Consider the following 12,612-nt stretch of genomic DNA (forward strand, 5'->3'; position numbering starts at 1 on the left):
TTTTTTTCAAAAATTTTCCATCGCTCAGTCGACAGATCACTTCTTCAGCACCACCAGCACATCCTCCAGCTCGACAATCATCTGCCGAATCAGCTGCTTGTACTGGGTCGTATCATCCTTGGCCTCATCACTGGAGAGCCGCAAGCGCGCCCCGCCAATGGTGAAGCCTTGATCATACAGCAAGGCGCGGATTTGCCGAATCATCAAAACGTCCTGACGCTGATAATACCGCCTATTACCGCGACGCTTGACCGGATTGAGCTGCGGGAATTCTTGTTCCCAATAACGGAGCACGTGCGGCTTTACCGCACAGAGCTCGCTCACCTCACCAATAGTGAAGTAGCGTTTCCCCGGAATGGGGGGCAGCTCGTCGTTATGACTTGGTTCCAGCATAGGCCTCAACCCGGGCTTTCAGTTTCTGCCCTGGACGAAAGGTGACGACACGGCGAGCGGTGATCGGGATCTCTTCCCCGGTTTTGGGGTTGCGGCCCGGCCGCTGGCGTTTGTCGCGAAGGTCGAAGTTACCGAAACCGGACAACTTGACCTGCTCGTTCTCTTCAAGCGCATGACGAATTTCTTCGAAAAAAAGCTCGACCAGCTCCTTGGCCTCGCGCTTGTTCAGCCCCAGCTCCTCGTACAGCCTTTCGGCCATCTCAGCTTTCGTCAGAGCACCCATGCCGTTATTTCCTTAACGTGGTGTTCAACCTGTGTTCGAGCGAGGTGAGGATATTCTGCAAGCTGGCGTTCACCTCATCGTCGTTAAGAGTGCGCGATGGATGCTGCCAGGTCAAGCCGACCGCCAGGCTTTTTCTATCAGGATCAATGCCTTTACCTTGGTAGACATCAAACAGCCTGAGGTCTGTGAGCCATTCGCCTGCATTGTCACGAATCAATTCAAGCACTGCACTCGAAGCAACCTCTCGGCCTGCAATCAATGCCAGGTCGCGACGGGTTTCAGGGAACTTGGACAGCTCGCTGAACTTCGGCAAGCGGCCTTCGATCACATCGCCCAGCACTAACTCGAAGACGAACACCGGACGCTCCAAACCAAGCGTCCTGGCCAGTTCCGGATGGATGGCGCCCACATAGCCCACTTCCTTGCCGTCACGCTCGATACGGGCGGTCTGACCAGGGTGCAGGGCCGGGTGGTTGCCTGGGCTGAAGGTGAAGTCGGACAGCGCACCCGAGTAGCCCAACAGAGCCTCGACGTCGGCTTTGACATCGAAGAAATCGACGCTATCCCGGCCGTTGGCCCAGCCTTCTGGCAGGCGACTTCCAGTCATCACGCCGGCAATCATCGGTTGCTGTTTGAGGTCGCCCAGTTGTCCAACGAAGCGCAGGCCGCTTTCGAACAGACGCACGCGATCTTGCTGACGGTTGAGGTTATGCTGCAGCGCCTTGATCAGACCCGGCCACAGCGAGGCGCGCATGGCGGCCATGTCGCTGGAAATCGGGTTGGCCAACAGCAGCGGTTCGACACCTGGCGTGAACAGCTCGAACAACTTGGGATCGATGAAGCTGTAGGTAATCGCTTCTTGGTAGCCGCGGGCCACCAACAGACGACGCAGAATCGGCAGCTCGCCGCGGGCTTCCGAACGAGCCTTGGGTGCCAGGCGCGCTTGTGGATAGCGCACGGGCAGGTTGTTGTAACCGTACAGACGCGCCAGCTCTTCGATCAAATCGACTTCAAGGCTAATGTCGAAACGATGACTCGGGATCTGGACAGTCCACACCCCTTCCCCATTGGACTGAGTTTTCAGCTCCAGGGCATTGAGCAACTGCTCGACCTGGGCAGGATCCATGTCCATGCCGAGCACCTGGCTGAGGCGCTGAGCGCGCAGGGTGACCGGCGCGACCTTGGGCAGGTGTTGCTCGCTCACGGTTTCGACAATCGGGCCGGCCTCACCGCCTACGATCTCCAACACCAAGCCCGTAGCACGCTCCATGGCTTCGCGGGCCAGTTGCGAATCGACTCCACGCTCGAAACGGTGCGAGGCATCGGTGTGCAAGCCGTAGGAGCGCGCCTTGCCAGCGACGGACACAGGCTCGAAGAACGCGCTTTCCAGGAATAGATCGCGGGTTTTCTCAGTATTGACGCCACTGTGCTCACCGCCCATGACACCCGCGATGGCCAGGGCGCGCGAGTGGTCGGCGATGACCAGCGTGTCGCTACGCAGCGCAACCTCCTGACCGTCGAGCAGAACCAGCTTCTCGCCCTCCTCGGCCATGCGCACGTGGATGCCACCATTGATCTCGGCGAGATCGAAGGCGTGCATGGGCTGGCCGAGCTCGAGCATTACGTAGTTGGTGATGTCGACGGCGGCGTCGATGCTGCGCACATCACTGCGACGCAGGCGCTCGACCATCCACAGGGGGTGGGCTTGCTCAGGTCGACGTTACGGATTACCCGCCCAGATAACGCGGACACGCGGTGGGGGCGCTGACTTCGACCGGGCGTACTTCGTCATGGACTGCCGCCACCGCAGGCACCACTGGGCGGGTGACCGGGACGTCGTACAGGGCGCTGACGTCGCGCGCCAACCCCGCCACCGACAGGCAATCGCCACGGTTGGGGGTCAGGCCAATCTCGATACTGGCGTCATCCAGGTTGAGGTACTGGCGAATGTCTTCGCCCACCGGCGCATCGGCAGCCAGCTCCAGCAAACCGTCGTTTTCTTCGCTGATCTGCAGTTCAGCGGCCGAGCAGAGCATACCGAACGACTCGACGCCGCGCAGCTTGGCCTTCTTGATCTTGAAGTCGCCCGGCAGTTCGGCGCCAATCATGGCGAAGGGGATCTTGATGCCGGGGCGAGCGTTGGGCGCGCCGCAGACAACCTGGAAAGTCTCCTGGCCGTTGCTGACCTGGCACACACGCAACTTATCGGCGTCCGGATGCCGTTCGGTGGCGAGAATCTCACCCACCACGATACCGCTGAACTGGCCAGCCGCCGGCGTAACACTGTCGACTTCCAGGCCGGCCATGGACAGGCGGGCGACCAGTTCGTCACGGGAGACATGCGGGTTGACCCAACCGCGCAGCCACTGTTCACTGAATTTCATGCTGTTCTCCTGAAGATTGCGTCGAGGTGTGGCCTAGCGGAATTGCGCCAGGAACCGCAGGTCGTTGTCGAAGAACAGACGCAAGTCGTTGACGCCATAACGCAGCATGGCCAGGCGTTCGACACCCATGCCGAAGGCGAAGCCGGAGAATTCTTCGGGATCGATTCCGGACATGCGCAGCACGTTCGGGTGGACCATGCCGCAGCCCATCACTTCCAGCCAGCCGGTCTGCTTGCACACACGGCAGCCTTTGCCGGAGCACATCACGCACTCCATGTCGACTTCGGCGGACGGCTCGGTGAAGGGGAAGAACGAGGGACGGAAACGCACCGCCAGTTCTTTCTCGAAGAACACCCGCAGGAATTCCTCGATGGTGCCCTTGAGGTCGGCGAAGTTGATGTCTCGGTCGACCAGCAGGCCTTCGATCTGGTGGAACATCGGCGAATGGGTGATATCCGAGTCGCAGCGATAGACCCGGCCTGGGCAGACGATGCGGATCGGCGGTTGGCCGCTTTCCATGGTGCGCACCTGCACCGGCGAGGTGTGGGTACGCAGCAACATGTTGGCATTGAAATAAAACGTGTCGTGCATCGCCCGGGCCGGATGGTGGCCGGGGATGTTGAGCGCTTCGAAGTTATGGTAGTCGTCTTCGACCTCAGGACCTTCGGCGATGCCGTAGCCAATATGAGTGAAGAACTGCTCGATGCGCTCAAGGGTGCGGGTGATCGGGTGCAGGCCACCGGTGGTCTGGCCACGACCTGGCAGCGTGACGTCAACGCATTCGGCGGCCAGGCGAGCGTTCAGCTCAGCTTCTTCGAAGGCAGCCTTACGGGCGTTGAGTACGTCGGTGACGCGTTCCTTGGCGTCGTTGATCAGCGCTCCGACCTTGGGGCGCTCTTCGGCGGGTAAGTTGCCCAGGGTCTTCATCACCTGGGTCAGTTCACCCTTCTTGCCGAGAAATTGGACCCGGATCTGTTCCAGGGCATTGATGTCTTCAGCGCGCTCCACGGCCTCAAGGGCTTGGGAGACCAGCGCGTCCAGGTTTTCCATGTACAGACTCCAGATACGAAAATAGGGGAAGAGCTTTGAAGGCTCTTCCCCTATCGATGACGTTTTACACCCGCCGGCACGGTGTGCCGGTGGATGATTGTCGCGGGTACTTAAGCCAGAACGGCTTTAGCTTTCTCGACAATCGCAGCAAACGCCGCTTTTTCGTTCACTGCCAGGTCGGCCAGAACCTTGCGGTCGATTTCGATCGACGCCTTTTTCAGGCCAGCAATCAGACGGCTGTAAGACAGACCGTTGGTGCGGGCACCGGCGTTGATACGAGCGATCCACAGAGCGCGGAACTGACGCTTCTTCTGGCGACGGTCGCGGTAGGCGTACTGGCCTGCCTTGATGACCGCTTGCTTGGCAACGCGGAATACGCGCGAGCGTGCACCGTAGTAGCCTTTAGCCAGTTTCAGAATTTTCTTGTGACGCTTACGAGCGATGACGCCACGCTTTACACGAGCCATGAGTAACTTCCTCTATCTTTGACCGAAATTAACGTACGCGCAGCATGCGCTCGACTTTTGCCACGTCAGACGGGTGCAGCAAGCTGGCACCGCGCAGTTGACGCTTACGCTTGGTCGACATTTTGGTCAGGATGTGGCTCTTGAAAGCGTGCTTGTGCTTGAAGCCGGAAGCTGTTTTCAGGAAACGCTTCGCAGCACCGCTCTTGGTTTTCATTTTTGGCATGTTGGAACTCCGCATTCGATAAAATTACACAATAATCATCAGGCCTGCCGTGCCCGGGAGATTACTTCTTCTTTTTGGGAGCGATGACCATCATAAGCTGGCGTCCTTCCATCTTAGGATGCTGTTCAACGGAACCGTATTCGGCAAGGTCGGCTTCGACCCGCTTCAACAGCTCCATACCCAGCTCCTGGTGGGCCATCTCGCGGCCGCGGAATCTCAGAGAGATCTTGGCCTTGTCCCCATCGCTAAGGAAACGTACCAGGTTGCGTAGTTTTACCTGGTAATCCCCTTCTTCCGTCCCTGGACGAAACTTGATTTCTTTAATCTGGATCTGCTTCTGGTTTTTCTTCGCTTCGTTGGCTTGCTTCTTCTTCTCGAAGAGGTGCTTGCCGTAGTCCATCACCTTGCAGACAGGCGGGACAGCGTCGGCGGAAATTTCCACCAGATCCAGCTTCGCTTCATCAGCGATTCGAAGCGCTTCATCAATCGAGACGATGCCAATCTGCTCGCCGTCAGCGCCAATTAACCGAACCTCGCGTGCCGAGATATTCTCGTTGATCGGGGCTTTCGGTGCAGTTCGTTTATCGTTTCTCATTTCACGCTTAATAGTCATTACTCCGATTCTTGGCGACCACGCCGGGAAACCGCATGCGACAGGAGCTCAACGAACTGGGCGACGGGCATGGAGCCCAGGTCTGCGCCTTCGCGAGTCCGCACAGCGACGGTTTGCGTTTCGACTTCGCGATCCCCTATAACCAAAAGGTACGGGACCTTGAGCAAAGTATGCTCGCGGATTTTAAAGCCGATCTTCTCATTTCTCAAGTCGGACTTGGCGCGGAAACCGCTACCGTTCAGGGATTTTTCCACTTCAAGGGCAAAATCAGCCTGTTTGTCGGTGATGTTCATGATCACCGCCTGGGTCGGCGCGAGCCAAGCCGGGAACACACCAGCATAGTGCTCGATGAGCATGCCGATGAAGCGCTCGAACGAGCCGAGGATGGCGCGGTGCAGCATCACCGGACGCTTGCGCGCATTGTCTTCGGCGATGTAGCTGGCGTCCAGGCGCTCCGGCAGGTTCGGGTCGTACTGCAGCGTACCGCACTGCCAGTTACGACCCAGGCAGTCGCGCAGGGTGAACTCGATCTTCGGACCGTAGAAGGCACCCTCGCCTGGCTGGTACTCCCACTCCAGACCGGATTCATTCAAGGCGTCTGCCAGCGCACCTTCAGCGCGATCCCACAACTCTTCGGAACCGACGCGCTTGGCCGGACGAGTGGACAGCTTCATGGCGACATCGGTGAAGCCAAAGTCTTTGTACACGTCCAGGGTCAGCTTGATGAAGTCGGCCGCCTCCTTCTTCACCTGCTCTTCGGTGCAGAAGATATGTGCATCGTCCTGCACGAAGCCACGCACACGCATGATGCCGTGCAGCGCACCCGAGGGCTCATTGCGGTGGCACGCACCGAACTCCGCCAAGCGCAGCGGCAGGTCACGGTAGGACTTCAGGCCCTGGTTGAACACCTGCACATGGCAAGGGCAGTTCATCGGCTTCACCGCGTAGTCACGATTCTCCGACGACGTGGTGAACATGTTCTCGGCATAGTTGGACCAGTGCCCGGAACGCTCCCAAAGAATACGGTCGACCACTTGCGGGGTCTTGATTTCCTGGTAGCCGTTCTCACGCTGAACCTGACGCATGTACTGCTCGAGTACTTGGTACACCGTCCAGCCGTTGGCGTGCCAGAACACCATGCCTGGAGCCTCTTCCTGCAGATGGAAGAGGTCGAGCTGCTTGCCAATCTTGCGGTGATCGCGCTTTTCAGCTTCTTCGATACGCTGGATATAGGCCGCCAACTGCTTCTTGTCAGCCCAGGCGGTGCCGTACACACGCTGCAACTGCTCATTCTTGGCATCGCCACGCCAGTAGGCGCCAGACAACTTGGTCAGCTTGAACGCTTTGAGGAAGCGCGTGTTCGGCACGTGCGGACCACGACACATGTCGACGTATTCTTCGTGGTAGTACAGGCCCATGGCCTGTTCGTCCGGCATGTCTTCGACCAGACGCAGCTTGTAGTCTTCGCCGCGGGCAGTGAACACATCGATGACGTCGGCACGTGGAGTCATCTTCTTGACGACGTCGTAGTCTTTGTCGATCAACTGATGCATGCGCTGCTCGATGGCGGCGAGGTCCTCGGGCGTGAAAGGACGCTCGTAGGCGATGTCGTAATAGAAGCCCTCGTCGATCACCGGGCCAATCACCATCCTGGCGGTGGGGTACAGCTGCTTCACCGCGTGGCCAATGAGGTGGGCGCACGAGTGACGGATGATCTCCAGTCCCTCTTCGTCTTTGGGGGTGATGATCTGCAGGGTGGCATCGCGTTCAATGAGGTCGCACGCGTCGACCAGCTTGCCGTCTACCTTGCCGGCCAGGGTGGCCTTGGCCAGACCTGCGCCAATGGAGGCGGCGACTTCGGCTACGGTTACGGCCTTGTCGAATGAACGTTGACTGCCATCGGGAAGAGTAATGGTGGGCATGGCGCCTCCTCTCCTAGTGGTGACCCCTACCAAAGGTCACGTGGGTTGGGATGAGCCAGTACAAGATCCGACCTGACTTTCCCGTGGGAGAGCCTGCCTCACAGTGGCAGAAGCCTTTCGGCCTTTCAGGGACGAACCAGAGTGACTGGAAAAAAGTTGCGAGCTGCAAGGGTTGAGCTGCAAGCCGGGCATGCTAGCACGCAGGTTACGGATATCGCAGAAATATTTGGAAATTACGCGGCAAGGGTGAACTTGTGCGGAAAAAACCCTATCAGACGGACTGAAGCATCCTACTCTTGATGAGACCTAAACCAAGGAGTGTCTGGTTATGCGAGTTCAGTCTCTTCTGGCCGCGTGCGCTGCGAGCGTCTTGCTGCTGCCGCTGGCTGCCCATGCAGGTAAATTTCCGCCAGGCGGGGAACAGGCGTATATGGCTCAATGCCAGCCAGCCGCCACCGCCCAGGGTTTGAGCGCTGCTGATGCCAAGCAGCACTGCGAATGCGGTGCCACCGCCCTCAAGGCCAAGCTCAGCGATAAAGAGATCAAGGATCTCGATAGCAAGGATGGCGTAGACGCACCCTTGATGCAGAAAGCACAGATGGTTGTGCAGGAAGCCTGCATGAAAGACAAGCAGTGACGTGGACACACTGCCGATCACTCCTAGCTTGCGCTAGATCAGTATCGAGCTAAGGTAAACGGCGCTACATAAGCAGAATTAGACTATGATGTTGCCGGTGCGCATGTAGCCACGGCCACATTGCACTACTGAAAAACTAAATGTTCTGGAGATTCACCTCATGTCCAACCGCCAACAAGGCACCGTCAAATGGTTCAATGATGAGAAAGGCTACGGCTTCATCACTCCAGCTGGCGGCGGCGACGACCTGTTCGTTCACTTCAAGGCCATCGAGTCTGACGGCTTCAAGAGCCTGAAAGAAGGTCAAACTGTTTCCTTCGTCGCCGAAAAAGGCCTGAAGGGCATGCAGGCTGCTCAGGTTCGTCCGGAGTAATTCGGTCACTGCAGTAAAAAACCCGCCTTCATCGGCGGGTTTTTTTGTGGGCGACTGTCACTCAGCCACAGTTGGCGCGTACCACTCTGCCCTGCTGATCGACATTCAGGTTCAGACGCTCGGAACGGTACTCCAGTGTAACCACGTCCTGAGGCTTGAGGATTCGCGCGACCTGCGCACCACTGGCTTTGCGTGCCTGCTCGAGCAGCTCTGGCGTGCCGGGCTTGCCAACAGTGAAGTCGGCGCCGCTGGCGCTGCAACGGCCATCGCCGCCTGCTGCGGCAACAGGGGCAGTACCGGCAGCATCAGACGAGCCACCGGTGCTGCAGCCGGCCAGTGCCGCTGCAACCAGCAGGGCTGCCAGGGAAACGCGAGTACGGAACATGAATCCTCCTAATCGATCTTGGGAACTGTCATATGCGACCGTGACGCTTACAGTTCGTTGCAAAACCGCCTAAGTCTGCCTCAGCCCATCAAGCGAAGCGAAATGCAATCGTGACGGGATTTTGCATCGCACCCTTGGTGGCAGCACGCTGGGGACTTATGCTTAGGTCGCAGCGCGCCGACAGCACAGGCATGGTCTACTGGCGCGCCGTGGAGTGCGCCAGCCTCCTCCCTCCGTCCCAGGCTCCAGCAGCTTCGCGAGTACATCCATGAACAGCCACAGTATCGTCGCCGACATCAAGGTCAAATGGGCCGAGGGCCAAAGTGCCTACAGCCCAAGTACACCGGAGGAACTGCTGTTGATCGCCGTCGACCTGCTGGTACGCGAACGCGGCGGGGAAGCGGCACGCGGCTTCATCGAACAGGTGTTCGAGCGCTACGCGCCGCAAACGATCATTGCAAACGAGCCAGGCGCGCGCTGAGCAGATCGAAGAAGCCCTGCGCGTTGCCCTCTTCGATCCAGGTCACGTTGGCCGGCTGCTCCAGCACGCCATACCAGTCGGCCACCGTCTGACCGAAGGTCGGCCCTTCAAGGCTGTCGACGCTCATGTGGACCTGCCGCCCACTGAACAGCCCCGGCTCCAGCAGGTAAGCGATGACTGTGGCATCGTGCACCGGGCCGCCGGTCATGCCGTACTTGTCGATGTCGTACTGAATGTAGGCATTGAGAATGTCGACCACCTTGCGGCTGGCGTCGTTGCCAACGGCGGCCAGCTGCTTGAGCCGTGCATCGCTGGTGATGATCTTGTGGGTCACATCCAGCGGCAGGTACGTCAGCTTCACGCCACTGGCCAGCACCACCTCGGCCGCGTGCGGGTCGGCGTAAAGGTTGAACTCGGCCACCGGGGTGATGTTGCCGCCGTTGAAATGGGCGCCGCCCATCACCACCACTTCCTTGATGCCCTTGACGATCTCCGGCTTCTGGATCAATGCCAAGGCCAGGTTGGTCTGCGGGCCGAGCATGGCCAGGGTAATGCTGTGGGGCTCAGCCGCATCGAGGGTATCGATCAGGTATTGCACAGCATTGCCGTTGGCCAGCGGTTGACGCGGCTCATGCACGGCGACACCGGTCAGGCCCTCCTCGCCGTGGACGTTGGCCGCGTAGATCGGCGTGCGCACCAGTGGCCGCCCTGCCCCGGCATACACCGGAATGTCTTCGCGCCCGGCCCACTCGCGGGCCAGGCGGGCGTTGCGCGAAGTCTTGTCCAGGCGCACGTTGCCAGCGACGGTGGTGATAGCGCGGATCTTCAGTTCCTCTGGCGAGGCCATGGCCAGGAACAGCGCCACCACATCATCGGCACCGGGGTCGGTATCGATGATCAAATCGCGCGGGGCGGCGAAGGCACCGGTGGCGGCTATCGTGGACATCAGCACTGCTCCTTGTAGCAAACGTCTGATTTTTTCGATCGACATTCAGCTTGTCTCCTTCAGCTTGATTAACAACTCCGACCCGGCAAGCGGACCGCACGAACAATACGGTTCAAAAAGTCACACCGGCAATCAACGCGATGTTGCTGTAGGGCTTGCACTCACCACTGCGAATCACCGCCCGCGCCCGTCGGCTGAGCACCTTGAATGCCTCGTGCGACAGACGCTCGCGCGCGCCCAACAGCCCCAGCGCATGCTGCTCCTCGACCGCCACCAACCCCGGCGGCGAAGCCTGGAACATTTCATCAGCCAGCACATGCCTCTCCACCTGCATCTCACTGAGCACTACACGCAGCACGCTGGCAAAATCCGGAATGCCTGGCGTCAAGGCCAGATCGATCACCTCTACTCCCGGCGGTACGGGCAGACCGGCATCGCCGATCACCAGCACATCGCCGTGACCCAGTCCGGCGATGGTGCGCGACAAGGCGATATTGAGCAACGCGGTCTTCTTCATGGCGCCAGCTCCGCAAGATGCGGGATCGAAGGCTGCGCCCCCACGCGAGTGACCGACAACGCCGCCGCGCGCTGGCCGCGCACGATCGCTTCACCCTCCTCCAGGCCGCAGGCCAACCCGGCAGCGAATCCGCCGACGAAGGTGTCGCCGGCCGCCGTGGTATCCACAGCATTCACCCGATTCGCCGGGAAGTGCTGGTCACCTGCTGCGCTGACAAACAGCGCACCCTGAGCGCCGAGCGTCACGATGACCTTGCCCGCCCCCACTCACGCAGGCGCTCGGCCGCACGACGGGCGCTGTCCAGGTCCGTGACTGGCAGGCCGGTCAGTGCCTCGGCCTCGCTCTCGTTGGGAATCAGGTAGTCGATATGGGCGAACCAATCTATCGGCAGTTGGCCGCTGGCCGGTGCTGGATTGAGAATCACCGTCTTGCCCAGTTCGCGGCCGCGGGCCAATGTCCAGGCGACCGTGGCCGGCGGCACCTCCAACTGGCAGACAACCACCTCGGCTTGCTGCAGCAGGGCGTCGAAGCGCTCTACCGACTCGGCGGTCAACTGACCGTTGCCACCGGCAATGATCACAATGGCATTCTGACTTGCAGCATCCACCACGATCAGCGCCAGACCGCTGGACACGCCTTCGCAGATGGCCACCGCCTGGCAGTCGACACCTTCGTCCTGCAACGCTTGGCGCAGTTGCTGGCCATAGGCATCGTCTCCGACATTGCCGATCATCGCTACGCTGGCGCCCAGACGCGCCGCGGCCACGGCCTGATTGGCGCCCTTGCCACCGGGAGCGGTGAAGAAACTGTCGCCGGCGAGGGTTTCACCGCCTCGCGGCAAACGCTCGGCACGGGCCACCAGGTCCATGTTGAGGCTGCCGACCACTACGACCTTGGCATGCATGGGTGTTCCTTAACGGTAATCATTGAACAGATCCGGGCGCGGCCCAGTGGATTCGCGCAGCACGATGCGCGGCGCGACGATACGTTGCTCACCCGCCTCGCGGCGCGGGGTGACGATGCGCGACAGCAGCAATTGCGCAGCACTGTCACCCAGCTCACGAATCGACTGGCCGACCGTGGTCAGGGGCGGATACACATAACGGCTGAGCTCGATGTCGTCGAAGCCGATGACCGACAGTTGACCCGGCACGTCGATGTTGCGCTCGGCCGCCGCCCTCAGCACGCCGAAGCCGATCATGTCGTTGCCGGCGAAGATCGCCGTGGGCCGCGCACCATCGAGCAACTGCGCGGCCGCTGCGTGACCACCAGGGCTGGTGAAGTCGCAATGCAGCACCTGCCGCTCGGCGACCGATAGCCCTGCTTCAGCCATGGCCCGGCGAAAACCGTTGACCCGCAATTGGCTAACCCCGGTATTGGCCGGACCGCCGATGCAGGCAATCTCGGCATGACCGAGTTCGAGCAGGTGCTGGGTGGCCAGATAGGCGCCCAGTTCGTGATCGATACGCACCACATCGGTGTCGACGCCCTCCAGCGCGCGGTCGACCATGACGATTGGCGTACGCACGGCAGCCAGGCTCTGGAGCAGGTCCAGATCCTCGCCCACCGAGGCGACGATCAAGCCGTCGATGCGCTTCTCCAGCAGTACGCGCAGGTAATTACGCTGCTTCTTCGGGTCGTCGTCGGAATTGCACAGAATCACGCAGTAACCGTTGCGCTCGCAGCCGTCCTCAATGCCACGGGCCAGCTCGGCGAAATAGGGGTTGACGCTGCTGGGCACGAGCAGGCCAATGGTGGCCGTGCTGCGTGCCTTGAGCGAACGCGCCACGGCGCTGGGCACATAGTCCAGCTCGGCAATGGCGGCTTCGACCTTCAACCGTACCGGTTCGCTGACCGGACGGGTCTTGTTCAGCACATGGGACACGGTGGTGTAGGAAATCCCCGCCAGTGCCGCGACGTCTTTGATGGTAGCCATGG

Annotated in this window: 14 protein-coding genes and 2 pseudogenes; 3 read left to right on the forward strand and 13 right to left on the reverse strand. The window is 60.1% G+C overall.

Annotated elements, in window-relative coordinates:
* Window positions 1–36 precede the first annotated feature (36 nt).
* The 8 genes and pseudogenes from GKC70_RS14990 to thrS all read right to left on the reverse strand — a co-directional run bounded on the left by GKC70_RS14990 (window position 37) and on the right by thrS (window position 7,335).
* A complete protein-coding gene (locus GKC70_RS14990; RefSeq protein ID WP_009394050.1) occupies window positions 37–393 on the reverse strand; it encodes a MerR family transcriptional regulator in 357 nt (118 codons plus the stop codon).
* Window positions 374–676: an integration host factor subunit alpha gene (gene ihfA / locus GKC70_RS14995; RefSeq protein WP_029613142.1), complete on the reverse strand. Its 303-nt coding sequence runs from the start codon at window positions 674–676 to the stop codon at window positions 374–376. The genes GKC70_RS14990 and ihfA overlap by 20 nt, the downstream gene beginning before the upstream one ends.
* A 4-nt stretch (window positions 677–680) precedes the next feature.
* Window positions 681–3,060, reverse strand: a pseudogene (gene pheT / locus GKC70_RS15000) (phenylalanine--tRNA ligase subunit beta).
* 33 nt (window positions 3,061–3,093) lie between these two features.
* On the reverse strand, window positions 3,094–4,110 hold the full coding sequence (gene pheS / locus GKC70_RS15005) for a phenylalanine--tRNA ligase subunit alpha (RefSeq protein WP_342649151.1): 1,017 nt from the start codon (window positions 4,108–4,110) through the stop codon (window positions 3,094–3,096).
* A 110-nt stretch (window positions 4,111–4,220) separates the two neighbouring features.
* Window positions 4,221–4,577: a 50S ribosomal protein L20 gene (rplT, locus tag GKC70_RS15010; RefSeq protein ID WP_003250671.1), complete on the reverse strand. Its 357-nt coding sequence runs from the start codon at window positions 4,575–4,577 to the stop codon at window positions 4,221–4,223.
* Window positions 4,578–4,605: 28 nt separating this feature from the next.
* Window positions 4,606–4,800: a 50S ribosomal protein L35 gene (gene rpmI / locus GKC70_RS15015; protein ID WP_003250667.1), complete on the reverse strand. Its 195-nt coding sequence runs from the start codon at window positions 4,798–4,800 to the stop codon at window positions 4,606–4,608.
* Between the two features lie 61 nt (window positions 4,801–4,861).
* Window positions 4,862–5,413 carry a translation initiation factor IF-3 gene (infC, locus tag GKC70_RS15020; protein WP_205419309.1) on the reverse strand — a complete coding sequence of 184 codons (552 nt, stop codon included), beginning with the start codon at window positions 5,411–5,413 and terminating at the stop codon, window positions 4,862–4,864.
* A complete protein-coding gene (gene thrS, locus GKC70_RS15025; protein ID WP_039576902.1) occupies window positions 5,413–7,335 on the reverse strand; it encodes a threonine--tRNA ligase in 1,923 nt (640 codons plus the stop codon). Before thrS ends, infC begins: the two co-directional genes overlap by 1 nt.
* Window positions 7,336–7,663: 328 nt before the next feature.
* Between thrS and GKC70_RS15030 the strand changes: the two genes are divergently transcribed.
* Both GKC70_RS15030 and GKC70_RS15035 read left to right on the forward strand, forming a co-directional pair.
* Window positions 7,664–7,972 carry a hypothetical protein gene (locus tag GKC70_RS15030; protein WP_029613139.1) on the forward strand — a complete coding sequence of 103 codons (309 nt, stop codon included), beginning with the start codon at window positions 7,664–7,666 and terminating at the stop codon, window positions 7,970–7,972.
* Between the two features lie 160 nt (window positions 7,973–8,132).
* On the forward strand, window positions 8,133–8,345 hold the full coding sequence (locus tag GKC70_RS15035; RefSeq protein WP_342649152.1) for a cold-shock protein: 213 nt from the start codon (window positions 8,133–8,135) through the stop codon (window positions 8,343–8,345).
* 61 nt (window positions 8,346–8,406) lie between these two features.
* Here GKC70_RS15035 and GKC70_RS15040 read toward each other — a convergent pair whose 3' ends face one another.
* The gene (locus GKC70_RS15040; RefSeq protein ID WP_342649153.1) at window positions 8,407–8,730 is read right to left on the reverse strand and encodes an I78 family peptidase inhibitor; all 324 of its coding nucleotides are present in this window, start codon (window positions 8,728–8,730) and stop codon (window positions 8,407–8,409) included.
* 268 nt (window positions 8,731–8,998) lie between these two features.
* On the opposite strand from GKC70_RS15040, the gene GKC70_RS15045 reads away from it, so the two are divergent.
* Window positions 8,999–9,211, forward strand: coding sequence for a hypothetical protein (locus tag GKC70_RS15045; RefSeq protein WP_342649154.1), 213 nt, complete (start codon window positions 8,999–9,001; stop codon window positions 9,209–9,211).
* On the opposite strand, the gene GKC70_RS15050 is transcribed toward GKC70_RS15045, so the two are convergent.
* The 4 genes and pseudogenes from GKC70_RS15050 to GKC70_RS15065 all read right to left on the reverse strand — a co-directional run bounded on the left by GKC70_RS15050 (window position 9,183) and on the right by GKC70_RS15065 (window position 12,610).
* Window positions 9,183–10,202, reverse strand: a complete 1,020-nt coding sequence (locus tag GKC70_RS15050) for a nucleoside hydrolase (RefSeq protein WP_342649155.1) — start codon at window positions 10,200–10,202, stop codon at window positions 9,183–9,185. The two genes, GKC70_RS15045 and GKC70_RS15050, sit on opposite strands and share 29 nt — an antisense overlap.
* Before the next feature lie 67 nt (window positions 10,203–10,269).
* Window positions 10,270–10,674 carry a D-ribose pyranase gene (rbsD, locus tag GKC70_RS15055; RefSeq protein ID WP_029613135.1) on the reverse strand — a complete coding sequence of 135 codons (405 nt, stop codon included), beginning with the start codon at window positions 10,672–10,674 and terminating at the stop codon, window positions 10,270–10,272.
* A pseudogene (gene rbsK, locus GKC70_RS15060) lies at window positions 10,671–11,578 on the reverse strand (ribokinase). Before rbsK ends, rbsD begins: the two are co-directional and overlap by 4 nt.
* A gap of 9 nt (window positions 11,579–11,587) precedes the next feature.
* Entirely contained in the window at window positions 11,588–12,610 is a 1,023-nt protein-coding gene (locus GKC70_RS15065) for a LacI family DNA-binding transcriptional regulator (protein ID WP_342649156.1), read from the reverse strand.
* Between the last annotated feature and the right edge of the window lie 2 nt (window positions 12,611–12,612).

This window comes from Pseudomonas sp. REB1044 (assembly GCF_038813925.1).
GTDB classification, from domain to species: Bacteria; Pseudomonadota; Gammaproteobacteria; order Pseudomonadales; family Pseudomonadaceae; genus Aquipseudomonas; species Aquipseudomonas boreofloridensis.